This is a genomic window from Acidovorax sp. M2(2025) (assembly GCF_049330835.1).
Taxonomy (GTDB): Bacteria; Pseudomonadota; Gammaproteobacteria; order Burkholderiales; family Burkholderiaceae_C; genus Acidovorax.
Map to the genome: position 1 here is coordinate 2,269,555 of NZ_CP186262.1, position 22,908 is coordinate 2,292,462.

Below are 22,908 nucleotides of genomic sequence, written 5' to 3' on the forward strand. Positions count from 1 at the left end.
GAGAGAGCTTTCCATGCGACGGACGAAAAAAAGCCCTCGACGGTGGCGGAGGGCTTTGCGGTTCGCTCCGACCCAAAGGGTCGAACGCGATGAGGCAGTGTAGGTGCGCGGTGCGGGCTGCGTCAACCCGCGGGTCATACGTTGCGGATTGCGGCGTATGCCGGCCTGCGCTCAGGGCGCTTTGGGTGCCGGGATGTGCCGCAGAAAGAACGCCACCACGTGTGCATTGAACGTCTGGTGAAACGCCACCCGGTCGAAGCCCGGGGCGTCGCGGCAGATATCGGGCGCAGCATCGGCCAAGGCCGGTGAGCAGGGCGCCAGAAAGGCAAAGTGCCCCGCGCCCGCTGCCACATGCCATTCGGGCGGCTGCGGCAGGCCGTCGCGCGCGGCCTGCACGCTTGGCAGCGTCACGCCGTCTCCACCCAGCTCCGAGGCCCACAGCTGCACGGGCGTGCTGACTTTCCCTAGCCCCTTGGCGTCGAACACGCTCAACGGGTCCACGATGACCGCCGCCCGGATGCGCGGGTCGGGCGCAGGCGTGGCAGGGATTTCGTTGCGCCGGATCTCCCCGCACAAGGGCCGCGTGGAGAGGGGTGGACACAGGTCTGGTCGCAGTGTCCAGTCCGGCACCGCGCCCAGGGCCACCAGGCCCGTGTAGCCGCCGCGCGAATAGCCAAAAAAGCCCACCTTGCCCGCGTCCAGCTGCGCACGCTGGGGCCAGGTGCCCAGCATGTAGTCCGCCAGCCGCTTCATGTCCACCGGCCGCGTGGCAAAGGCCGAGAGGTGGCCTTGGCGGCTTGCATCCTGGAAGCTGTCGCCAGGATGGTTGATGGCCGCCACCACATAGCCCGCATCGGCCAGTGCCGCCGCCGTGTCGTGATGGCCCAGGGCCGAGCCGCCCGAGCCATGCGACACCAGCACCAGCGGCAGCTGCGTGCCGTCCACGGGGCAGTCGCGCGTGCCCTCGATGACCAGCGGCGCCAGCACCAGCCGCTCTGCCGCGGCCCTGCAGGGCGACCACACGGCGCCGCGCAGCGCGGGCCCGTCCGGGCCTGCCGGCACGTTGATGAAGCTGACGCCCGTCGCGTGGGCCGTAGTGCCCGCCAGGCAGCAGGCGGCCAGCACAAGCCTGCAAAGGAGGTGGCGCCAGTCCGGCGTCGTGCAAAAAATCATCATGCTGTGCGGCCCGCGGGGCGGACGGGAATGAGCAGGTCGGTGCGCAGCGCCTGCGGCGCCGCATCGCGGGGCGAGTTCAGGTAGTGCTCCAGCACGGGCCGGTCGTCCGGCTCGTAGCCACTGGCAGGCAGCCAGCGCGTGTGCAGTGCCGTGAGTGCTGCGTTGATGCGCGCATAGGGCCCCGCCAGTGTGTGGCGGGCGTACAGCCCGGCGGGAATGTGCAGCGTCTCCAGTCCGCCACCCAGGGCGCCGCCGCCATCGACCACCGCTGCCGCGTAATAGCGAAAACCCGCGGGGTCGTCCGGGTCGCCGTACGAGGCACCTAGCCGTTCGGTGGCGCGGGCGCCGCATTGCAGGTACAGCCGCCGCTGCGTGTGGGGGATGGTGGCGGGCGGACCCGTGTGGCGCAGCGCCTGCACATGCTGCGCCGGCCGCTCCACCAGCTGCACCGCCAGCGCTGTTGGGGCATAGGCACTGCCGCTGTCGGCTGGCCCGGCGTGCGCATCCAACGCCACGCGGTGCATGTCGCGCTGAAAGGCGCGTGGCGACTGCCCTGTGAACTGGCTGAACGCGCGGGTGAAGGCCTGCGGGCTGTCGTAGCCCACCTCCAGCGCCACCTGCGTGATGCTTTGCCCGCCTTGCTCCAGCAACCGCGTGGCCAAGGCCAGGCGCACGCGGCGCACCGTGGCGGCCACGGTTTCGCCCGCGATGCTGCTATAGACGCGGTGGAAGTGGAAAGGGGAGAAGTGGGCAATGGCGGCCAGGTCCTCCAGCCGGTGCGCTGCCAGCGGGTGCGCCACGATGTGGGCGACCACGCGGGCCACGCGGTCGCGGTAGTTCTGTTCTGCGCGCGGGTCCAGGCTCGTCATGGCCGCAGAGTGTGCCGCAGCTTGCGCGCGGGTACTTAGCCGATCTTGCTACTTTGAAGTCTGCGAGCGGCGATGGTTGGCTCGGTATCCATCCCCTGAACCGTTCACGCTGAGCCTGGCGAAGCGCTGCGCAAGGCTTCGCCAAGCTCAGCCCGAACGGTCTTTCCAGGCCGGAACATTCGAATACCAGGGCGAGGGCCTCGGCAGCCGGCTGCTACCCTGCGGAGCCTACTGCCCAAACACCAGCGCCTGGTGCGCCCCCACGCCCGCCAGCACGCCTTCGGCCGACGCCAGCGTGGCGTTGTGCCGCATCAGCGTCAGGTCGCCTGCGGCATACACGCCGGGCACGGTGGTCATTCGGGTGTTTGCGTCGGTGCGGAGGTACGGGCCCATAGGGCCTTCGTCCAACGCGCAGCCCAGCTGCTCGGCCAGCGGGCTGGCGGGGCGGGTGGTGGCGGCCACATACAGCGCAGCCAGCGGCACCAGGCGGGCACCGCCGCCGCCACTGGCTTGCAGCCGCACGCCCTGCAGTGCCTGGCCCGGGCCTTCCAGCGCGGCGATGGGCGCGGGCTCGATGGCAATGCCCAGCGCCTGCAGCCGCTCGCGCTCGGCGGTCTCCAGCGTGGTGTCGCCGTTCAGGAAGAGGGTGGTCGGGCCCCAGTCGGCAATCAGCTGCGCGTGCAGGGCTGAGCCTGCCGAGTGGTACAGCACGCCCAGCCGCTGGCCCGCAAATTCGCAGCCATGGCAATACGGGCAGTGCAAAACAGAGGCGCCCCAGCGCTCGCGCAGGCCCGCAATCTCGGGCAAACCGTCTTGCACGCCAAACGCCAGCACCAGCTTGTGGGCCTCCATGGTGGCGCCATCGTCCAGCACCACTTCAAACCCGTTCTCGGGTGACCCCGCAATGTGCTGCGGCGTGGCAGACACCACCGAGCCCTGCCTCAGTGTCACCGTGGGGTAGGCCGCCAGCTTGCGCCGTGCCTGCTCGATCATCGCCAGCGGCGGCGCGCCGTCTTGCCCAAAGAAGCCGTGCGACGCCGCCGCAAACCGGTTGCGCGGCTGGCCTGCGTCCACCACGCACACCCGCCGCCGGGCGCGCGCCAGCTGCATCGCGGCCGACAGGCCGGCAAAGCTGCCGCCCACCACGATCACATCAAACGCCTGGGTGGTTGTCACTGCTGCTGTCGCCATGCTCCATCTCCTTGTGTCCGTGGCACCCGGCCACCCTGCGTTCATGAAACTCGGCCGACAACTGCGCCAGCGTCACCTCGCCCAGCCGCGCCAGCAGCGCCTCTTCGGCCGCCTGGTAGGCGCCAGTCAGCGCGCGGTTCACCGCTTGTTCGACGATGCAGCCGGGGCTCTCTACCCTGTTGCCCACCGCCAGCAGCGTGGGCGCGCCCAGTGCCTCGTAAATGTCGCGCAGCGTGATCTCGGTGAGCGGGCACGACAGCACCCACCCCCCGCCATGCCCCTTGGCCGATGTGACAAAGCCCGCATACCGCAGCCCCGCCATCAGGCGGCGCACCACCACCGGGTTGGTCTGCATGGCCTGAGCCATCGCCTCCGACGTGGCGGGCCCCTCCATCTCTGCCATGTGCAGCAGCGCGTGGAGAACGTTAGAAAGTCGGCTATCTCTTTTCATGAAACATTAAAAGTTGCGTGATGGTAGCATGGGTCTCACAACCGTGCTGCCAGGGAAATGCGGAACTACTGAATTGATAGCTGCTTGCGCTTGCTGGATAAGAGCTAGAGGCCAATTTGGCTTGGAGTTTTGGCGACCCTTCGCCCACTCCCAACCGTTCGGGTTGAGCCTGTCGAAACCCTGCGCTGACCTGGCCAACCCGTTCGCAAAGCCCACCGTAAAACGCCGTACCCAGCGCGACCACCCCGCACAGCCATGACCCAAAGCACCACCGCCGCATCCCACTTCACCGACCCCGCCGCCATCGCCCGCTACGCCGAAGGCCCCCGCCGCAACGTGCCCGGCTTCGACGGCCTGCTGCGCATGTCCCGCATCCTGCTGGCCGAGCGCGTGCCCGCCCACGGCCGCGTGCTGGTGGTGGGCGCAGGCGGCGGGCTGGAACTGGAAGACATGGCGCTGGCGCACCCCGGCTGGCGCTTTGACGGCGTGGACCCCAGCCAGCCCATGCTGGACCTGGCGGCGCAGCGGCTGCAAAGCGCGGGCATATCAGGCAACCGCGTGGCGCTGCACCACGGCTACGTGCAAAGCGCACCGGCCGGGCCGTTTGATGGCGCGACGTGCCTGCTGACTTTTCACTTTGTGCCGCGCGAGGAGCGGGTGCCCATGCTGGCGGAGATTCGGCGGCGTTTGAAGCCCGGGGCACCGCTGGTGGTAGCGCATCTGAGCGTGGCGGATGGTGCAGGCCCCGGTGGCGAGGGCGGGGCAGGGGAGCGCGATCGGTGGCTGTCGCGCTATGCCGCGTTTCAGGTGGCGTCCGGCGTGGCGCCAGAGCATGCGGCCAAGGCGCGGGACAAGGTGGCTGCAGAGCTGACGGTGCTGACGCCGGAGGAAGACGAGGCGATTCTGCGCGAGGCTGGGTTCAGCGATGTGCGCATGTTCTACATGGGGTTTGCGTTTCGCGGGTGGGTAGCGCGAGCCTAACAATGAGCGACTGACACGGGCAGCTACCACGGGATGCCGCTGAGGTCACTTTGTGTTGTCCTTGCTTCAAACTAGGCGCCACAATTCTCAAATTGAATGCCTCCTCAGGAAGACCAAACCTTGACCTCTCGGAAGAACCCCGCGCCGGTGCCAGATGAGTATGTGAAGCACCTAGCTAAACAAGGATTTCATTTAATTGAAACTCTTGGGCATGGACTCAGTGGAAGCGTCTACGTAGCGGAGCAGCGAAGTTTGAACAGGCGTGTTGCCGTAAAGTTTTTTGACAGCGCATTTGTGCGCACCGAACCCGCAATGCGCAAGCGTTTCGTCCGGGAAGCTAAGCTCCTCGCGAGATTTCAGCATCCGAATATCCCTTACGTGCTGACAGAGGGCATTGTCGATACGCAGTTTGGAGAGACGCCTTACTTCGTCATGGAGTACGTCCACGGGAACACTATTCAAGAAATTCTGCGCGAGAAGAAGACGTTGGAGCCAAACTTGGCTATTGATGTCAGCACGCAGATTCTCGAAGCTCTTAGTTGTGCTCATGCACATCAGATCGTTCACCGTGACGTTAAACCCTCCAACATCATGATGGATTCGAGGCAGCGTTGCTTTCTTATCGACTTTTCCATCGGTGTCAGCTTCGAATATCAAGTCGGCGTCACTCGCGCTACCACTAAGGGCGAAATGCTGGGCTCGCCTCCGTATGCGTCGCCTGAGCAAATGATTGATGCCGGGTCAATCGACAGTCGAAGTGACCTCTACGGCGTTGGTGTCATGTTGATCGAGATGCTTACTGGTAGAGCTGAAGTTACCAATCTTGCCCGTACTCTTTCAGCGTTTCCAAGGGACCTTGTGGACGCCATTGAGAAAGCCTGTGCCGCCAATCCAGCAGAACGTCATCAAACCGCCGATGACTTTATCCGCGCTGTCGGTAGACAGCACCGTTTATCTATCCCTTCGCTCGCGCCCGCATTGGCACTTTGCACAAACCATAAGTGCGCAGATGCAAACTGGTCGTCGCAGGGTTACTACCGGGGGCCTCGAGTCGTACCTGACGCTACGGGTTCGTTCTGCACAAGCTGCGGAAAACCTTTGGTCTACATGTGCAGTAACTGCGGATCGTCAGTGACCGAAACCCCCTTCTGTGGAGGCTGTGGCGCTGAGATTTATTCCGTTCCAGAGTGCAAGTTGTGCGGATCTTGGTTAAAGCGTGAGTACATGGATTCAAAGGGAATTGCGGGCTGTTCTAAGTGCAAAGATAGATCGCGCAGAACACTTCCCGCGAAGTCCTCCAACTTTGATGACATGGAAGATGACATCCCTTTCTAGAGGTTTCCCCGCGTTTCATTCATCTGCGCTGGCGGGACTCAACTTTGCCTAGTTGAACCTAAGTTGGGTCGAAGTTCAGTCTTGCCCGGCCAAAGCTGACCGCATAGCATCCCTGTCAAACACCCACCCCCATGAGGTGCTGCGTATGAAAACGACAGGAGACAAGCCTTGCCATCCACCCGCTGGAGTCACTGCGGCGCCGAAGACCTGAGCGTCTTGCAGACCATCTTCTGGTCCGCGGGCGCGTCGCGCAATGCGCTGGCGCAGCGCCTGGCTTATTCCAAGAGCAAGGCCAACGCCATGGTGGCGGCGCTGCTGGACGAAGGCCTGCTCGACGAGGTGGGCCTGCAGGAATCCTCTGGCGGCCGGCGGGCCGAAACCCTGCGTTTGAGCGAAACCCTGGGCGTGGTGATTGGCGCTGACTTGGGCGCCACGAGCATGCAGATAGCGGTGATGCGGCCCGACATGACGGTGCTGGCGCGGCACCGCGAGCCCATTGATGTGCGCCAAGGGCCGGGCGTGATCCTGGCGCGGGTGCGGGGGCTGATGCGCGAGTTGTTGGCGCGCTGCGGGCTGGCGCCGAACCAGGTGATTGCCATTGGCATGGGCGTGCCGGGGCCGGTGGATTTTGAAAGCGGGCAGCTCGTCAACCCGCCGCTGATGCCCGATTGGGACGGCTTTTCCATCCGCGACTACCTGCGCGAGGCGTTTGCCGCGCCGGTGTTTGTGGACAACGACGTGAACCTGATGGCGCTGGGCGAGATGTACCGGCTTCAGCGCAATCTGCCCAACTTCCTGGTGATCAAGGTGGGCACGGGCATTGGCTGCGGCATCGTGTGCCACGGGCAGGTGTACCGGGGCGCCAATGGCTCGGCGGGCGATGTGGGCCACATCTGTGTGGACCAGCACGGCCGGCGCTGCCACTGCGGCAACCAGGGCTGTGTGGAGGCGATGGCCGCAGCGCCCGCCATGGCGCGCATGGCCACTGAGGCCGCGCAGCGCGGCGAAAGCGCGCTGCTGGCGGAGCGGCTGCAAAGCACCGGCACGCTGACCATTGAGGACGTGGCCCAGGCCAGCCGTGCGGGCGATGTGGCGGCCAACGCGATCATCCAGCGCGCGGGGAGCCTGGTGGGGCAGATGCTGGCGTCCATCGTCAACTTCTTCAACCCCTCGCATGTGTTCATTGCGGGGCGGGTGACGGACATGGGGCCGCTGTTCCTGGCGTCGGTGCGGCAGAGCGTGTACCACCGGTCGTTGGCGCTGTCTACGCGGCATCTGGAGATTCAATACGCGCCGCTGGCCGACGATGCGGGTGTGGTGGGCGCGGGTGTGTTGGCGATGCAGGAGAGCCTGTCGCGTGCGGGCTCGGTGGCGGGTACGGGCGCTAGCGTAGGGACAGCGCGATGAGCGTGGCCGTCGAGTTCCGCAATGTGACCAAGGCGTTTGGCCCCGTGCGCGTGCTGCACGGCGTGAGCTTTGCACTGCAGCCGGGCCGCGTCTATGGCCTGCTGGGCGAGAACGGCGCGGGCAAGTCCACGCTGATGAAGATTCTGGCGGGGTACGAGAGCCCGACCACCGGCGAGGTGGTGGTGGACGGTGGCGTGCGTGCGCCGGGTGGCGGATCGCGCGCGGCCGAGGCGCAGGGCATTGTGCTGATCCACCAGGAGTTCAACCTGGCGGACGACCTGACGATTGCGCAGAACATCTTTCTGGGGCACGAGATCAAGCGCGGGCTTTTTCTGCCGCCGGGCCGCCCCAAGGCAGAAAGCGGCCCCCTTGGGGGGCAGGGAGCGACACGCAGTGCGCGACCGTGGGGGCCATGGTTTCTCGACGACAAGGCGATGCGCGAAAAGACGCGCGAGGCGCTTGCCAAAGTGGGCCTGCCGCTGGACCCCGACACGCGCGTTCGCAAGCTCATCGTGGCTGAAAAGCAGCTGGTGGAGATTGCCCGTGCGCTGGCCCGCAATGCGCGCCTGCTCATCATGGACGAGCCCACCGCCACGCTGACCCCCGGCGAGACGGAGCGCCTGTTTGCGCTGATGGCCGGGCTGAAGGCCGCGGGCGTGACCATCATCTACATATCGCACAAACTCGACGAGGTGGAGCGCACCACCGACGAGGTGGTGGTGATGCGCGACGGCCTGCTGGTGGCGCGCGAGCCCACGGCCAGCGTGACGCGGCGGCAGATGGCCAACCTGATGGTGGGGCGCGAGCTGTCGGACTTGTTCCCGCCCAAGCTGCCTGCGCCGGAGGGTGGCGCACCGGCCATCCAGGTGCGAGGCCTCACGGTGCCGGGGTGGGCCGAGGACATTGGTTTTGAGGTGCGGCGCGGCGAGATTCTGGGCTTTGCCGGGCTGGTGGGTGCCGGGCGCACGGAGCTGTTTGAAGGCTTGCTGGGCCTGCGCCCGCGCACAGCGGGCACGGTGGAGATTGCAGGCCAGCCCGTGCAACTCAAAAGCCCGCGCGATGCGGCGCGCCACGGCCTGACCTATCTGAGCGAAGACCGCAAAGGCAAGGGCCTGCATGTGCACTTTGGCCTGCGGCCCAACCTGACCCTGATGGCGCTGGAGCGCTATGCCAAGCCCTGGCTCGACCCGGCGGCCGAGCAGGCCGCGCTGCGTGGTGCGGTGCAGGAGTTCGGCATCCGCACCGGCTCGCTGGACGTGCGCGCGTCGTCGCTGTCGGGTGGCAACCAGCAAAAGCTGGCGCTGGCCAAGGTGCTGCACCCCGGCCCCAGCGTGGTGGTGCTGGACGAGCCCACGCGCGGCGTGGACGTGGGCGCCAAGCGCGAGATTTATCACCTGGTGCAGCGCCTGGCAGCGCAGGGGCTTGCGGTGGTGGTGATTTCGTCCGAACTGATGGAGCTGATCGGCCTGTGCCACCGCGTGGCGGTGATGCGCGCCGGGCGGCTGCAGACCACGCTGCAAGCGCCGCATTTGACCGAAGAGGAGTTGATCGCCCATGCCACAGGCACCCGTTAACGTACCGGCCGAAAACGCCGCAGCCCCGCAGGCAGGCGGCGGCCGCCATGCTGCCGCCAGCGCTGCGGCCGCCACCGGCGTCAGCGCCTGGTGGGGCAAGCTGCACGGCCTGGGCCCGGTCATCGGCCTGGTGCTGCTGTGCATTGCGGGCACGCTGCTCAATAGCAACTTCGCCACGTACGACAACGTGATGAACGTGCTCACGCGCACGGCCTTCATCGGCATCATCGCGGTGGGCATGTGCTTTGTCATCATCTCGGGCGGCATCGATTTGTCGGTGGGGTCGATGGCGGCGCTGATTGCGGGCTCGGTCATCCTGTTCATGAACGCCATGGCGCCCGTGCTGGGCTCGCCCCTGGCGGCCGTGGTGGTGGGCATGCTGCTGGCGGTGGTGTTGGGCGCGGTGTTCGGGCTGGTGCATGGGCTGCTCATCACCAAGGGGCGCATCGAGCCTTTCATCGTCACGCTGGGCACGCTGGGCATCTTCCGCGCGTACCTCACGTACTTCTCCAACGGCGGCGCGATCACGTTGGAGAACGACCTGTCGGACCTCTACAGCCCGGTGTATTACGCCAACCTGCTGGGCGTGCCGATTCCGGTGTGGGTCTTTCTGCTGGTGGCGGTGGTGGGCGGCGTCATCCTGAACCGCACGGCCTATGGCCGCTATGTGCAGGCCATCGGCTCCAACGAGCAGGTGGCGCAGTACGCGGCGGTGGATGTGCACAAGATCAAGATCCTCACGTACATGCTGCTGGGCGTGTGCGTGGGCATTGCCACGCTGCTGTACGTGCCGCGCCTGGGCTCTGCATCGCCCACCACGGGTTTGCTGTGGGAGTTGGAGGCGATTGCTGCTGTCATCGTGGGCGGCACGGTCTTGAAGGGCGGGGCGGGCAGCATCACCGGCACGGTGGTGGGCGCGATCCTGCTGTCGGTCATCAGCAACATCCTCAACCTCACCAGCATCATCAGCGTGTACCTGAATGCGGCGGTGCAGGGCTTCGTGATCATCGCCGTGGCGTTCATGCAGCGCGGCCGCAGGTGACGGAGTGGCCGGAACAACTCTCCTGGCGTTGTTGCTGTCTGCGCTTGTATATCGCCGTGTCAGTCGCACTGTCTGCGACACAGCGCCTAGCCAGGACCGCTTCGCTGAGTTTTCCAGCCACTCTTTGCGCGCACTTGTTTTTCGAGGTGTTCCCAGCCGGCCAGCTTCCCTGGCCATATTCCAAAGCAACAGGAGACAACGCATGAACAGCAGCCAACTTTCTTCTTTCACCCGCCGCCTGGCCCTGTCGGCCGTGGGCGCCGCCGCGCTGGCGCTGGCCGGCCCGGCCATGGCGCAGGCCAACAAGACGGTGGTGGGTGTGGCCATTCCCTCGGCCACGCACGGCTTTACGGGCGGCATCGTGTACTGGGCCAACCAGGCCAAGAAGGACCTGGAGAAGGCCCACCCCGGCCTGCAGGTCATCGTGAAGACGGCAGGCGGCGCACCCGAGCAGGCCAACCAGCTGCAGGATTTGGTGACGGTGAACAAGATCAACGCGCTGGTCATCTTCCCGTTTGAATCCGCCGCGCTGACCAAGCCCGTGGCGCAGGTCAAGGCCAAGGGCGTGTACGTGACGGTGGTGGACCGCGGCCTCACGGACACCAGCGCGCAGGACGCGTACGTGGCGGGCGACAACACGGCCTTCGGCCGGGTCCCCGCCGAGTACATCGCCAAGGCGCTGAACGGCAAGGGCAACGTGGTGGCCCTGCGCGGCATTGCCACCACGCTGGACAACGAGCGCATGGATGCGTTCAACGCGGTGCTGAAGAACCACCCCGACATCAAGCTGCTGGACGCGAAATACGCCAACTGGAACCGCGACGACGCCTTCAAGGTGATGCAGGACTACCTGACCCGCTTCCCGCAGATCGACGCCGTGTGGGCCGCGGACGACGACATGGCCGTGGGCGTGCTCAAGGCCATCGAGCAGGCCAAGCGCAAGGACATCAAGCTGGTGTTCGGCGGCGCGGGCGCCAAGGGCATGGTCAAGACGCTGATGGACGGCAGCAACCCGCTGATCCAGGCCAACGTGTCGTACAGCCCCAAGTTCATCTACGACTCGATCAAGCTCACGGCCGAGGCGCGCATCAAGGGCGAGAAGCTGCCGGCCAAGACCATCATTCCGTCGGTGCTGATCACCAAGGACAACGCGAAGGACTTCTACTTCCCCGATTCGCCGTTCTAAGAGCGGGGCGGCTTGGGGTTACTCCCTCTCCCCTCGCGGGAGAGGGTGGGGGAGAGGGTGCTGCCCGCGCCCGAATCGCCCCCTCTCCCCGGCCCTCTCCCACCAGGGGAGAGGGAGTGAGGAGCCCTCTGAGATGTGTGCCGATTCAAGCCAAATTGGCCTCTGGCGCTTATCCAGAAAGCGCTAGCAGCTATTAAAAATATAGCTTCTGGCCGCTTCCAACCCGCAACCTACGCCCCTTGGAGTCCCCATGCCAAGACCCGTCACCCTCTTCACCGGCCAGTGGGCCGACCTGCCGCTGGCCGAACTCGCGCCCCTGGCCCACAGCATGGGCTATGACGGCCTGGAGCTGGCCTGCTGGGGCGACCATTTCAACGTGCAGGAGGCGCTGGCGTCGCCCCGGTACGTGAAGGACAAGCACGCGCTGCTGGCCCAGCACGGCCTCACGTGCTTTGCCATCGGCAACCACCTGGTCGGCCAGGCCGTGTGCGACCGGATCGACGAGCGCCACCAGTCTATCCTGCCGCCCCATGTGTGGGGCGATGGCGAGCCCGAAGGCGTGCGCCAGCGCGCCGCGGCCGAGCTGGCCGACACGGCGCGTGCGGCGGCAAAGTTCGGCGTGAAGACGGTGACGGGCTTCACGGGCTCGTCGGTGTGGCACTCGATCTATGCCTTCCCGCCCACCACGCAGGAATACTGGGACAAGGGCTTTGCGGACTTCGCCCGGCGCTTCGGCCCCATCCTGGATGTGTTCGAGGAGCACGGCATCAACTTTGCGCTGGAAGTGCACCCCACCGAGATCGCGTTCGACATTGCATCGGCGGAGCGCGCGGTTGCGGCGGTGGGCGGCCACCAGCGCTTCGGCTTCAACTTCGACCCCAGCCACCTGGCCTACCAGGGCGTGGACTACGTCAGGTTCATCCGCCAGTTCGGCCATCGCATCTACAACGCCCACATGAAGGACGTGTGGTGGGGCAAGGGCGACGGCACGGTGGGCGTGTTTGGCGGGCACACCAGCTTTGGCGACGCGCGGCGCCACTGGGACTTTCGCAGCGTGGGGCGCGGGATGATCGACTTCGAATCCGTCATCGTCGCGCTCAACGACATCGGCTACCAGGGGCCCCTCTCGGTGGAGTGGGAAGACAGCCGCATGGACCGTGTGCACGGCGCCACGGAGAGCGCGGCGTTCTGCAAGCGGCTCGACTTCAAGCCGGCGGCCGGCGCGTTTGACGCTGTGTTCGCCCGTGACCAGCAGGCCTAGCCACGCCCTCAAGCCGGCAACCACAACACACAGCGAGCAAAGGCTTTTTCGTATGTCCAGTGAAAGAAAGCTCCGCTACGCCATGGTCGGCGGCGGGCAGGGCGCCTTTATCGGCGCGGTGCACCGCAAGGCGATGGCGCTTGACGGCCAGTTCGAGCTGGTGGCGGGCGCGCTGTCGTCCTCGCCCGAGCGGGCCCGCGCATCCGGCGCTGAACTGGGCCTGGCGGATGGCCGCAACCACGGCACCTGGCAAGAGCTGCTGGCCGACGAGCTGCGCCGCCCCGCCCATGAACGCATCGACCTGGTGAGCATCGTCACGCCCAACCACATGCACCACCCGGTGGCGGTGGCGTTTGTGCAGGCGGGCTTCCACGTGGTGTGCGACAAGCCGCTGGTGCACACCCGCGCACAGGCCGATGAGCTGGTGGCGGCGGTGAAGAAGGAGGGCACCGTGTTCGGCGTCACCTACAACTACACCGGCTACCCCATGGTGCGCGAGGCGCGCCACCTGGTGCACAGCGGCGCTTTGGGCACCATCCGCAAGATCACCGTCGAATACAACCAGGGCTGGCTGGCCACGGCCGTGGAGCAGGGCGGCGCCAACAAGCAGGCCGACTGGCGGCTGGACCCGGCGCGCAGCGGCGCGGTGGGCACCATGGGCGACATCGGCTCGCACGCCGAGAACCTGGCCGCCACCGTCACCGGCCAGCGGCCGGAGGCGCTGTGCGCCGACCTCACCCGCTTTGGCGCGGGCCGCCAGCTGGACGACGACGCGCAGCTGCTGCTGCGCTACGCCAGCGGGGCGCGCGGCATGATCGTGGCGTCGCAGGTGGCGGCGGGGCTGGAGAACGACCTGCGGCTGCAAATCTCCGGCACGCTGGGCACGCTGACCTGGCGGCAGGAAGACCCCAACCACCTGGTGCATTCGCCGGTGGACGGCCCGCGCCGCATCCTCACCCGCGGCGCGCCCTGGCTCAGCCCGGCGGCCTTGCGTGCCGGGCGCATTCCCGCGGGGCACCCCGAGGCGTTCATCGAGGCCTTTGCCAACGTCTACCTGGGCGTGGCGGCGGACATCCGCGCGCGCCAATCGGGCGTGGCTGCAGACCCGCTGGCGGCCGACTACCCGCGCGTGGAAGACGGCGCACTGGGCGTGCACTTCATCGAGAAGGTGGTGGAGTCGGCCGCGAGCGAGCGCAAGTGGACGGCGCTGGGGTAACCGGCGGGCAGCGGCAGCGTCCTACGCCGCAGCGCCAGCGGGAGGACGACACTGGCCTGTCTGCGCAACGGGGAGACCTGCCTTGACCACCGAGAAATCCAAGATGATTGCCGGCGAGCTGTACAACGCCAACGACCCGGAGCTCGTCGCCGACCGCCTGCGCGCGCGGCAGGTTTGCCATGACATCAACCATGCGCGGGCCGATTCGCCCGGCTACCTGCAGGACCTGGTCGGCCGGCTGGTTCCCGGCGCGCCGGCCAGCGCGTACATCACGCCGCCCTTTCATTGCGACTACGGCTACAACATCACGCTCGGCGAAGGGGCGTATTTCAACTTCAACTGCGTGGTGCTCGATGTGGCGCCGGTGCGCATCGGCGCACGCACGCTGCTGGGCCCCGGGGTGCAGGTCTACACCGCGTCGCACCCCTTGTCGCCCCAGGAGCGCGCCAAGGGCCTGGAGTTCGGCGTGCCCATCACCATCGGCGAGGACGTGTGGATTGGCGGCGGCGCCATCGTCTGCCCGGGCGTGACGATTGGGGATGGCGCGGTGATCGGCGCGGGCAGCGTGGTCACGCGCGATGTGCCGGCGCGGGTGTTTGCGGCGGGCAATCCGTGCCGGGTGGTGCGGCCGCTGGATGCGCTGGTGGTGTGAGTGGGGGGTGTGAGCTGGTGCGGGTGCCGGCTCAGGCGCTGCCGAGCTGGAACCGCTGGTCGAAGTTCATCTTGCCCAGCACGCGCAGTGCGGCCGCGCGCGCGGCGCCGTCCACCCGGCTGATGTCCAGGCTGTAGCGCCGGGCGGTGGACACCACGTCCACGCGGTGCGCGCCCCACTGCACGGCCACCAGCAGGGCAGGGCGCTGGCCGGCTTCCACGCCGCCCACCGACACGCCGCGCTGCTCCGGGCGCAGCATGAATTCGAGGTGCGGCGTGCGCACCAGCGTGAGGCGCGGCGCGCCCAGCGGACCCAGCGCGAACGAGACGACCCAGTCGTCTTCGTCTTCCACGGTCAGGAACGGCACGGAGTGGGGCGGGTGGGCCATTGAAATTACGGCAAGGAGAAGGGGCGGAGCGGTGCACTGCGGGGGCGCGGGTCCGTCCGGTGGGCGCGCGCCAGTATGCCGTTGCAAGCCGCATGCCAAAGCCGGGAGAACCCGAGGTTGGGCGCAACCAACAGGGCGGGGCTTTGTCAGCGGGGTGCAAGCCGTTGTGTGGCAGGCGTTGATTTTGGTCAAAAACGGGCGCTAGCGCTTATCAGTCAAGCGCTGGCAGCTCCTCTTTCAGGAGCGCCGACGCCAGCCGGCCCACGCACTCCAGCGCGGGCACCAGGCGGCCCTGGGCCGGGTGGCCGTAGTTGATGCGCACGCAATGGGCAAAGCGCTGGTCGGCCGAAAAGAGCTGCCCCGGCGCCAGGCTGATGCCGTGCTGCAGCGCGTGGCGGTGCAGGTGCAGTGCGTTGAGGGCGGGCGGCAGCTCCACCCACAGGAAGTAGCCGCCCTCGGGCCGCGACACCCGCGTGCCGGGCGGAAAGTGCGCCGCCACCGCGGCCAGGGCGGTGGCCTGCTGCTCGGCCAGGCTGCGGCGCAGCTGGCGCAGGTGCCGGTCGTAGCCGCCCTGGGCCAGGTATTCGGACAGCGCCAGCTGCGAGGGCGTGGCGGCCGAGAGCGTGGTCATGAGCTTCAGGCGCTGCACCGCCGTGGCCTGCCGGCCCGCCGCCACCCAGCCCACACGGTAGCCGGGCGCCAGGCTTTTGCTGAAGGAGCTGCAGTGCATCACCAGCCCCTGGGTGTCGAATGCCTTGGCGGGCAGCGGGCGCTGGGGGCCGTAGTGCAGCTCGCCGTACACGTCGTCCTCGATCAGCGGCACGCCGTGGCGCGCCAGCAGGGCGACCAGCTCGCGCTTCTTGCCCTCCGGCATCAGGCTGCCCAGCGGGTTCTGGAAGCTGGGCATCAGCCAGCAGGCCTTGATGGGCTGCCGGGGCGGCTGGCGCTGCAGTGCCTCGGCCAGCGCGGCCAGGTCGATGCCGTCGCGCGGGTGGGTGGCGATCTCCAGCGCCTGCAGGTTCAGCCGCTCCAGCGCCTGCAGCGCGGCGTAGAAGGTGGGCGATTCCACCACCACCACGTCCCCCGGCTGGGTGACGGCCTCCAGGCACAGGTTCAGCGCTTCCATGGCGCCGTTGGTGATGAGGATCTCGTCCACCTCCACCGGCGTGCCGTGCAGGCCGTAGCGCCGCGCAATCTGCTGGCGCAGGCGCTCATCGCCGGGCGGCAGGCTCTGCACGATGCTCGCTGGGTCCAGCCGGCGCATGCCGCCGGACAGGCACCGCGCCAGCCGCTCCAGCGGAAACAGCTCCGGCCCCGGGAAGGCCGAGCCCAGCGGCACCAGGGCGCTGTCGCGGGCCTGGCCCAGCACCTCGAACACCAGGTCGCTGATCGCCACGCCGGTGGAGGTGCTGGCGGGCTGCGAAGGCAGCGGCTCGGCCGGGCGCTCGCCGCCGGCCGCACCGGGCAGGGCGTTGCTGCCGTTGACGTAGTAGCCCGAGCGGGGGCGTGCGTGGATCAGCCCCTGCGCCTCCAGCAGGTAGTACGCCGCGAACACGGTGGACGGGCTGATGCCGCGCGTGCGGCTGGCCTCGCGCACCGAGGGCATGCGGTCGCCCGGGCGCAGGGCGCCGCTGTGGATGAGCTGGGCCAGCGCGTCGGCGTGGCGTTCGTAGCGCTTCATGGCAAGTGGGGCAAGGCGGGGAGGAGGGAGAAGAGGGGGTAGGACGGCAGGGCGCAACTGATCCGTATTTTTAGTTCGAAACTGAATCTGTACTGGGTTGGAGGGGCAGCGTAGAGTGCGGGCTGGCTTTTCTTGTCCTCCTAGCCCCCAACTTTTTTGTTGCCCATGATCGATTTCCTGTGCCGCTGGCTGGCCCTGGGCCTGGCGGCCACGGCCGCAGCGGCGGCCCTGGCCGCGCCCCCGGCGGGTTCGTCCGCATCCCCGTCTTCGCCGTCGCCGGCGGGCGCGCCTGCGCCCGCGGTGCCGGTGGGCAGCGGCATGGCTTCGCGCGTGCTGGCCTGCACCGTGTGCCACGGCAAGGAAGGCCGGGCCACGCCCGACGGCTACTTCCCCCGCATTGCCGGCAAGCCGGCCGGCTACCTGGCCAACCAGTTGCTCAACTTCCGCGACGGGCGGCGCAGCTACCCGCAGATGGGCTACCTCATCGAGCACCTGACCGACGACTACCTGCGCGAGATGGCCGAGCACTTTGCCGCGCTGGACCTGCCCTATCCGCCGCCCCCGCCGCCGCAGGCCCCGCCCGCCATGCTGGAGCAGGGCCGCAAGCTGGTGCAACAGGGCGACGCCGCCCGCAAGCTCCCGGCCTGCGTGGCCTGCCACGGCGCGGCGATGACGGGCGTGGCGCCGTCCATCCCGGGCCTGCTGGGGCTGCCGCGCGACTACCTCAACAGCCAGCTCGGCGCCTGGAAGACCGGCCAGCGCCGCACCCAGCCGCCCGACTGCATGGCCGCCATTGCGCGCCAGCTCACGCCCGAGGAGGTCAGTGCCGCGTCCGCCTGGCTGGCGGCCCAGCCGGTGCCGGCCGGCGGCAAGCCCGCGAACCATCTCCCCGCCGCCATGCCCGCCCGCTGCGGCGGCGTGGCCGATGTGCCCGTGGCGGCGCGCTGAGGGAGGGGGGCTGGAATGCAACGCATCTTCTGGACGATCTCTTCCGTGCTGGCGGCCCTGGGCGTCGCGGCCGCCGCGCTGGTCACGCTGAACCTGCGCGGCGAGGAGCCACTGCCCGCCACCGAAACCCTGCAGTCCACGCCCGCGCTGGTGCAGCGCGGCGAATACCTGGCCCGCGTGGGCAACTGCATGGCCTGCCACACCGCGCAGGGCGGCGCGCCCTATGCGGGCGGGCGCGGCATCGAAACGCCGTTTGGCGTGGTGCACAGCTCCAACCTCACGCCCGACAAGGCGCACGGCCTGGGCGACTGGACCTCCGCCGAGTTCTGGCGCGCGCTGCACCACGGCCGCAGCAAGGACGGGCGGCTGCTGTACCCTGCCTTTCCGTACCCCAACTACACCCAGGTCACGCGCGAGGACGCGGACGCCATCTTTGCCTACCTGCAAAGCCTGCCGCCCGTGGCCGAGCCCAACCGGCCGCATGCGCTGCGCTTTCCGTACAGCACGCAGGCGGCGCTAGGGGTGTGGCGTGCACTGTTCTTCGCGCCCGGGGCTCCCAGGCACGAGCCCACGCAGACGGCCGAAGTCAACCGCGGCGCGTACCTGGTCAACGGCCTGGGCCACTGCACCGCCTGCCACACGCCGCGCAACGCGCTGGGCGCCACCAGCGACGCGCGGGCCTTCAGCGGCGGCCTGATCCCCGTGCAGAACTGGTATGCCCCCGCGCTGAACGCCGCGCATGAGGCCGGCGTGAAGGACTGGCGCACCGAAGACGTGGCCGCGCTGCTGCAGACCGGCGTGGCCCCGCAGGGCGCGGTGCTGGGCCCCATGGCCGAGGTGGTGTTCCGCAGCACGCAGTACCTGACCGATGCCGACGCCCGCGCCATGGCCGTGTACCTGCAGGCCCTGCCGCAGCAGCCGCCGGCGGAGCGCGCGCCGCCGCCCGCGCCACCCGCCGCGGCGATGGCACGGGGCGCCAAGGTGTACGAGCAGCGCTGCGCCGCCTGCCACGGCGCGCAGGGGCAGGGCGAGCCCGGGGCCTTCCCTGCGCTGGCCGGCAACCGCGCCGTGACCCTGGCCGACCCGACCAATCTGGTGCGCGTGGTGCTGCAGGGCGGGTACCTGCCGGCCACGGCGGGCAACCCGCGCCCGCACGGCATGCCGCCCTTCCAGCAGGTGCTGTCGGACGAGGAGATCGCCGCCGTCGCCACCTTTGTGCGCAACCAGTGGGGCAACCAGGCGCCCGGGGTGGGTACCATCGAGGTCTACCGCGCCCGGGAACGGCGCGGCTTGTAGCGGGCCTTGCGCAAGGGCCCGCCGTGTTCGCCCCAGGAGCCCGTTTGATGTCCAGCCCCGCCGCACTGCCCCCGTCCGCCCCCTCAAGCCCCGCGGCCACCCCGCCCGGCGGCTGGTGGGCTGTATGCCTGTGCGCGGCCTGGTGCGGCACCTGCGGCATCTATCGTCCCCTGTTCGACGAACTGGCCCGCGCGCATCCCGAGGTGCGTTTTGAATGGGTGGACATCGAGGATGAATCGGACCTGGCGGGCGACCTGGACGTGGAGACCTTCCCCACGCTGCTGATCGCCGACGGCCAGCGCGCACGGTTCCTGGGCCCACTGCTGCCGCAGGCGCCGGTGCTGGAGCGGCTGCTGGCCAGCCTGCGGGCGGCCGCTCCGGGCGGCGCAGGGTTGGGGGGCGAGGCGCAGGGCGTGTTCGAGCGGGTGCGCGCCGCGCGCAGTAGGTAACACCGCGGCTTGAATGCTCATTTTTTGATAGCTGCCGGCGCTTTATGCTAAAGCGCTGGCGGCATTTTTTCTTGCATTGGTGACCGCCTCCTCCGCTCCTTCCCTTTCCATCGGTTCGCTGCAGGCCCACTGCGACAAAGGCGCCTGGTCGCGCGGCATGGGCCTTTTCCGGCAGTCCGCCGTTGTCAGCATCACGGTGGATGCGGACGGCGAAGGGGTGTGGCGCATCGGCGGCGAAGTGCAGGGGACCGCGCCTGAGCCGTACGAGTCGTCGGTGGAGCTGGTGCTGGCGCCCAACGGCCAGGTCCGGTCCTGGTCGGGCAACTGCACCTGCCCGGTGGGAGAGGACTGCAAGCACGCCGTCGCCCTGACGCTGAAGGCCGCGCAACTGCGTCCAGATCCGGCAACCTCGCCTTCGCCCCAGACAGCGCGGGCGCTGCAGGCCATGCAGGAGCGCGTGGCAGCCCAGCCGCGCGCCGAGGCAGAGGCCCGGCTGCTGCGCTGGTTGAACGATTGGGACGTTGCCGTTGACAACGCCACGCCGTCCGCGCTGGGCGCGCGGTCACACCCGCCGGAGCGCTACCTCTACCTGCTTTCGACGGTGGGCCGGTCGCGCTCCGGTGCGCCGCAGCTGCAGATCGAGGCCGTCGTCTCCTATCCCAAGCGCACCGGCGGCTGGGCCAAGCCCAAGGCCATCCGCACCCAGCCCGGCCCCGGCCAGGCGGTGTACGACCGCGCCACCGACGCCGACCGCCAGCTGCTGCAACTGCTGCGCGCCATGCCGCGCAGCGTGGGCTATTACTCGGCCTACAGCGGCGCGCCGTCGGGCGTGCTGGAGGGCGCCGTGGGCCTGCTGGCGCTGCAGCAGGCGTCCGCCGCTGGCCGTCTGTTTGCCGATGCGGGCGGCTCCACCGTGGGCGCGCCGTTGCGCTGGGGCGAGCCGCTGTCCGTTGCCTGGACCTGGCACGAGGCTCCGGCCCCCCAGGCAGCAGGCGACAGTGCCTGGCGCCTGCACGCCCGCCTGCCCAGCCACAGCGCCACGCTGTGCGCCAACGACCCGCCGCTGTACCTGGACACCGACCTGGGCCTGTGCGGCCCCGTGCTGGCCGAGGGCCTGAGCGCCGCACAGCTGCAACTGCTCCTGCAAGCGCCGCCTTTGGGCACCGCCGCGCTGCAAAAGCACCATGCCGATGTGGCCAGCCGCCTGGGCGGCTGGCTGCCCTTGCCGCCGGTGCTCAGCCCCCTCACGCGGGTGCAGGGCGTGAAGCCCCTGGCACGCCTGTACCTGGCGCCTGTGCCCGAGGCCGAGGTGCCGGACCTGGGTCTCATCACCGCGCAGCTGCGCTTTGACTACCAGGGCCACGCGGGCTGGTGGGCCGGGCAGGACCTGCGGGTGCTGGTGCCGGGCGCCGATGGCGGCCAGGTGCTGCTGCAGCGCGATGCGGCGGCGGAGCTGGACGCCATCGAGCGCCTGATGGACCTGGGCCTCCTGGGGACGGACGACGGCCTGTTCGGCATCCCCGGCGACGCATCGCAGGAAGACTGGCTGCGCTGGTGTGACAACGGCTTCTCGGTGTTGCGCGAGGCCGGTTTTGAGCTGACGCTGGATGGCGCATTGAATGGCTGGATCGCCCATGCCGACACCCTGGAGGTGACGCTGCAGCCCGGTGGCGAAGCTGAGGACGAGGCCGCCTCGCCCTGGTTTGCGCTCTCGCTGGGCATCGAAGTCCATGGTGTGCGCCACAACATCCTGCCGCTGCTGCCCATGCTGATCGCCGCCGCCGCCCAGCAGCCGCCCGACCCCGCCACGGGCCTGCCGCAGCTGCCGCCGTTTGCCTACCTGCCAGGTGTGGGCGCACCGGGTTTTGTGCGGGTGCCGACCGACGTGCTGCGCCCCTGGATGGCGGCCCTGCTGGACCTGGTGGGTGATCGCGCGCACGACTTCAGCAGCGACAGCCTCCAGCTCTCGCGCATGGATGCGCTGCGCACCAGCGCCGCAGTGGGGGAGGGCGCGCGGGGCGAGGGCGTGGCATGGCGGGGCGCCGATGCGCTGCAGGCCCTGGTGGCGCAGCTGCGCGGCGCCCGGGCGCTGCCCACAGTGCCCGTGCCTGCGGGCGTGAAGGCCACCTTGCGGCCATACCAGCAGCAGGGCCTGAACTGGTTGCAGTTCCTGCGCGCCCACGGCCTGGCCGGGGTGCTGGCCGACGACATGGGCCTGGGCAAGACGCTGCAGACGCTGGCCCACATCCAGGTCGAAAAAGACGCGGGCCGCCTGAGCGACCCGGCCCTGGTGATCGCACCCGTGAGCCTGATGGGCAATTGGCAGCGCGAGGCCGCGCGCTTTTGCCCCGGCCTGCGTTGCATGGTGCTGCACGGCGCGGACCGCCACGCCGTGGCCGATGCGGTGGCCGAGCACGACCTCGTCATCGCCCCCTATTCGCTGCTGCAGCGCGACCGCGAACGCTGGCTGGCGCAGCCCTGGCACCTGGTGGTGCTGGACGAGGCCCAGAACATCAAGAACGCCAGCACCCAGGCCGCGCAGGTGGTGGGCGCGCTGAAGGCGCGCCACCGCCTGTGCCTGTCGGGCACGCCCATGGAAAACCACCTGGGCGAAATCTGGAGCCTGTTCCACTTCCTGATGCCCGGCTTTCTGGGCAGCGAGCAGCGCTTCAAGGAGCTGTTTCGCAACCCCATCGAAAAGCAGGGCGACACCGCCCGCCTGGCGCAGCTGCGCGCCCGCGTGACGCCCTTCATGCTGCGGCGGACCAAGGATCTGGTGGCCGGCGAACTGCCCCCCAAGGTGGAATCGGTGATGCTCGTGGAGCTGGCCGGCGCCCAGGCCGACCTGTACGAAACCATCCGCCTGGGCACGGAAAAAACCGTGCGCGAGGCGCTGCAGACCAAGGGCCTTGCCAAGTCGCAGATCACCATCCTGGACGCCTTGCTCAAGCTGCGCCAGGTGTGCTGCCATCCCGCGCTGGTGCCGCTGGATGCCGCCAAGAAGGTCAAGGCATCGGCCAAGCTGGAACAGCTCATGGCCCTGCTGCCCGAGATGCTGGCCGAGGGGCGGCGCATCCTGCTGTTCTCGCAGTTCACCAGCATGCTCACGCTGATCGAGGCCGAGCTGAAGAAGCAGGGCATGCCCTGGGTCAAGCTCACGGGGCAGAGCCAAAAGCGCGACGCGATCATCGAGCGGTTCACCAGCGGGCAGGTGCCGCTGTTCCTCATCAGCCTCAAGGCGGGCGGAGTGGGGCTGAACCTGCCGCAGGCCGACACCGTGATCCATTTCGACCCCTGGTGGAACCCGGCGGTGGAAAGCCAGGCCACCGACCGTGCCCATCGCATTGGCCAGACGCAGAGCGTGTGGGTGGTGAAACTGGTGGCCCAGGGCACGATCGAGGAGCGCATCCTGGCGCTGCAGGAGCGCAAGGCGCAGCTCGCGGGCAGCCTCTACAGAGAGGCTGCGGCGCGCAAGGAGCCCTTGTTTACCGAAAGCGACCTGGCCGAACTGCTGCAGCCCCTATCGTCGCTGTAGCAACAAGCCCTGGCAGACCCCGCGCGGGCGTTTGGCTCTTGGCCCCATGCCAGCGAGCCCGCCCCACTGGCGTGTTAACAACAGCCTGCGGCGCTCGCAGTGCGCACTGTCTTTGCAAATCAATGCGTTACGCGCTACAATAAGAGCCTCACGACCAAACGGGCGGGTACCAACCGCCCGTTTTTTTTGGTCGCAATCTTTTGGAGCTCGAAGCTGTCGGGGACGGGTCTCCGGGGGTTATCGGGTTTTTTGTTTTGGATTTGCGCAAAC

The 22,908-nt window shown here is 68.4% G+C and carries 19 protein-coding genes; 13 read left to right on the forward strand and 6 right to left on the reverse strand.

Annotated features, from left to right (window positions below; all coding sequences use genetic code 11):
• Positions 1–171 precede the first annotated feature (171 nt).
• From ACOYR3_RS10520 to ACOYR3_RS10535, 4 genes are all read right to left on the reverse strand, one after another.
• Positions 172–1,176: an alpha/beta hydrolase family protein gene (locus ACOYR3_RS10520; RefSeq protein ID WP_422846371.1), complete on the reverse strand. Its 1,005-nt coding sequence runs from the start codon at positions 1,174–1,176 to the stop codon at positions 172–174.
• Positions 1,173–2,045, reverse strand: coding sequence for an AraC family transcriptional regulator (locus ACOYR3_RS10525; RefSeq protein WP_422846372.1), 873 nt, complete (start codon positions 2,043–2,045; stop codon positions 1,173–1,175). Before ACOYR3_RS10525 ends, ACOYR3_RS10520 begins: the two co-directional genes overlap by 4 nt.
• A 228-nt stretch (positions 2,046–2,273) precedes the next feature.
• Positions 2,274–3,236, reverse strand: coding sequence for an NAD(P)/FAD-dependent oxidoreductase (locus ACOYR3_RS10530; protein WP_422846373.1), 963 nt, complete (start codon positions 3,234–3,236; stop codon positions 2,274–2,276).
• Positions 3,199–3,687: an Rrf2 family transcriptional regulator gene (locus tag ACOYR3_RS10535; RefSeq protein WP_422846374.1), complete on the reverse strand. Its 489-nt coding sequence runs from the start codon at positions 3,685–3,687 to the stop codon at positions 3,199–3,201. Before ACOYR3_RS10535 ends, ACOYR3_RS10530 begins: the two co-directional genes overlap by 38 nt.
• Positions 3,688–3,942: 255 nt before the next feature.
• Between ACOYR3_RS10535 and ACOYR3_RS10540 the strand changes: the two genes are divergently transcribed.
• The 9 genes from ACOYR3_RS10540 (at position 3,943) to ACOYR3_RS10580 (ending at position 14,341) form a co-directional block, all read left to right on the forward strand.
• On the forward strand, positions 3,943–4,668 hold the full coding sequence (locus ACOYR3_RS10540; RefSeq protein ID WP_422846375.1) for a class I SAM-dependent methyltransferase: 726 nt from the start codon (positions 3,943–3,945) through the stop codon (positions 4,666–4,668).
• 120 nt (positions 4,669–4,788) lie between these two features.
• Complete coding sequence (locus tag ACOYR3_RS10545) at positions 4,789–6,003, forward strand: protein kinase domain-containing protein (protein WP_422846376.1); 1,215 nt, start codon at positions 4,789–4,791, stop codon at positions 6,001–6,003.
• A gap of 168 nt (positions 6,004–6,171) precedes the next feature.
• Positions 6,172–7,410, forward strand: coding sequence for an ROK family transcriptional regulator (locus tag ACOYR3_RS10550; protein ID WP_422846377.1), 1,239 nt, complete (start codon positions 6,172–6,174; stop codon positions 7,408–7,410).
• Positions 7,407–8,984, forward strand: a complete 1,578-nt coding sequence (locus ACOYR3_RS10555) for a sugar ABC transporter ATP-binding protein (protein WP_422846378.1) — start codon at positions 7,407–7,409, stop codon at positions 8,982–8,984. The genes ACOYR3_RS10550 and ACOYR3_RS10555 overlap by 4 nt, the downstream gene beginning before the upstream one ends.
• Positions 8,965–10,026 (forward strand): ABC transporter permease, encoded by a 1,062-nt coding sequence (locus ACOYR3_RS10560; RefSeq protein ID WP_422846379.1) that lies wholly within the window; start codon positions 8,965–8,967, stop codon positions 10,024–10,026. The genes ACOYR3_RS10555 and ACOYR3_RS10560 overlap by 20 nt, the downstream gene beginning before the upstream one ends.
• 202 nt (positions 10,027–10,228) lie before the next feature.
• Positions 10,229–11,212, forward strand: coding sequence for a substrate-binding domain-containing protein (locus ACOYR3_RS10565; protein ID WP_422846380.1), 984 nt, complete (start codon positions 10,229–10,231; stop codon positions 11,210–11,212).
• A 250-nt stretch (positions 11,213–11,462) separates the two neighbouring features.
• Entirely contained in the window at positions 11,463–12,473 is a 1,011-nt protein-coding gene (locus tag ACOYR3_RS10570) for a sugar phosphate isomerase/epimerase family protein (RefSeq protein WP_422846381.1), read from the forward strand.
• 52 nt (positions 12,474–12,525) lie between these two features.
• A complete protein-coding gene (locus tag ACOYR3_RS10575; RefSeq protein ID WP_422846382.1) occupies positions 12,526–13,689 on the forward strand; it encodes a Gfo/Idh/MocA family protein in 1,164 nt (387 codons plus the stop codon).
• Positions 13,690–13,771: 82 nt separating this feature from the next.
• Positions 13,772–14,341: a sugar O-acetyltransferase gene (locus ACOYR3_RS10580; protein ID WP_422846383.1), complete on the forward strand. Its 570-nt coding sequence runs from the start codon at positions 13,772–13,774 to the stop codon at positions 14,339–14,341.
• Positions 14,342–14,372: 31 nt separating this feature from the next.
• Here ACOYR3_RS10580 and ACOYR3_RS10585 read toward each other — a convergent pair whose 3' ends face one another.
• The gene (locus ACOYR3_RS10585) at positions 14,373–14,729 is read right to left on the reverse strand and encodes a hypothetical protein (protein ID WP_422846384.1); all 357 of its coding nucleotides are present in this window, start codon (positions 14,727–14,729) and stop codon (positions 14,373–14,375) included.
• Positions 14,730–14,940: 211 nt separating this feature from the next.
• Positions 14,941–16,410 (reverse strand): PLP-dependent aminotransferase family protein, encoded by a 1,470-nt coding sequence (locus ACOYR3_RS10590; protein WP_422846385.1) that lies wholly within the window; start codon positions 16,408–16,410, stop codon positions 14,941–14,943.
• Positions 16,411–16,575: 165 nt separating this feature from the next.
• Between ACOYR3_RS10590 and ACOYR3_RS10595 the strand changes: the two genes are divergently transcribed.
• From ACOYR3_RS10595 to ACOYR3_RS10610, 4 genes are all read left to right on the forward strand, one after another.
• Positions 16,576–17,358, forward strand: coding sequence for a c-type cytochrome (locus ACOYR3_RS10595; protein ID WP_422846386.1), 783 nt, complete (start codon positions 16,576–16,578; stop codon positions 17,356–17,358).
• A gap of 15 nt (positions 17,359–17,373) precedes the next feature.
• The gene (locus ACOYR3_RS10600) at positions 17,374–18,654 is read left to right on the forward strand and encodes a c-type cytochrome (RefSeq protein ID WP_422846387.1); all 1,281 of its coding nucleotides are present in this window, start codon (positions 17,374–17,376) and stop codon (positions 18,652–18,654) included.
• 47 nt (positions 18,655–18,701) lie between these two features.
• Complete coding sequence (locus tag ACOYR3_RS10605) at positions 18,702–19,103, forward strand: thioredoxin family protein (protein ID WP_422846388.1); 402 nt, start codon at positions 18,702–18,704, stop codon at positions 19,101–19,103.
• Positions 19,104–19,260: 157 nt separating this feature from the next.
• A complete protein-coding gene (locus tag ACOYR3_RS10610; RefSeq protein ID WP_422846569.1) occupies positions 19,261–22,638 on the forward strand; it encodes an SNF2-related protein in 3,378 nt (1,125 codons plus the stop codon).
• Positions 22,639–22,908: the final 270 nt, after the last annotated feature.

Bases quoted from the DNA above. Each gene is read 5' to 3' on its own strand.
- ACOYR3_RS10520 (WP_422846371.1), bottom strand. From the start codon at position 1,176: ATGATGATTTTTTGCACGACGCCGGACTGGCGCCACCTCCTTTGCAGG.
- ACOYR3_RS10525 (WP_422846372.1), bottom strand. From the start codon at position 2,045: ATGACGAGCCTGGACCCGCGCGCAGAACAGAACTACCGCGACCGCGTG.
- ACOYR3_RS10530 (WP_422846373.1), bottom strand. From the start codon at position 3,236: ATGGCGACAGCAGCAGTGACAACCACCCAGGCGTTTGATGTGATCGTG.
- ACOYR3_RS10535 (WP_422846374.1), bottom strand. From the start codon at position 3,687: ATGAAAAGAGATAGCCGACTTTCTAACGTTCTCCACGCGCTGCTGCAC.
- ACOYR3_RS10540 (WP_422846375.1), top strand. From the start codon at position 3,943: ATGACCCAAAGCACCACCGCCGCATCCCACTTCACCGACCCCGCCGCC.
- ACOYR3_RS10555 (WP_422846378.1), top strand. From the start codon at position 7,407: ATGAGCGTGGCCGTCGAGTTCCGCAATGTGACCAAGGCGTTTGGCCCC.
- ACOYR3_RS10560 (WP_422846379.1), top strand. From the start codon at position 8,965: ATGCCACAGGCACCCGTTAACGTACCGGCCGAAAACGCCGCAGCCCCG.
- ACOYR3_RS10565 (WP_422846380.1), top strand. From the start codon at position 10,229: ATGAACAGCAGCCAACTTTCTTCTTTCACCCGCCGCCTGGCCCTGTCG.
- ACOYR3_RS10570 (WP_422846381.1), top strand. From the start codon at position 11,463: ATGCCAAGACCCGTCACCCTCTTCACCGGCCAGTGGGCCGACCTGCCG.
- ACOYR3_RS10575 (WP_422846382.1), top strand. From the start codon at position 12,526: ATGTCCAGTGAAAGAAAGCTCCGCTACGCCATGGTCGGCGGCGGGCAG.
- ACOYR3_RS10585 (WP_422846384.1), bottom strand. From the start codon at position 14,729: ATGGCCCACCCGCCCCACTCCGTGCCGTTCCTGACCGTGGAAGACGAA.
- ACOYR3_RS10590 (WP_422846385.1), bottom strand. From the start codon at position 16,410: ATGAAGCGCTACGAACGCCACGCCGACGCGCTGGCCCAGCTCATCCAC.
- ACOYR3_RS10595 (WP_422846386.1), top strand. From the start codon at position 16,576: ATGATCGATTTCCTGTGCCGCTGGCTGGCCCTGGGCCTGGCGGCCACG.
- ACOYR3_RS10600 (WP_422846387.1), top strand. From the start codon at position 17,374: ATGCAACGCATCTTCTGGACGATCTCTTCCGTGCTGGCGGCCCTGGGC.
- ACOYR3_RS10605 (WP_422846388.1), top strand. From the start codon at position 18,702: ATGTCCAGCCCCGCCGCACTGCCCCCGTCCGCCCCCTCAAGCCCCGCG.
- ACOYR3_RS10610 (WP_422846569.1), top strand. From the start codon at position 19,261: ATGGGCCTTTTCCGGCAGTCCGCCGTTGTCAGCATCACGGTGGATGCG.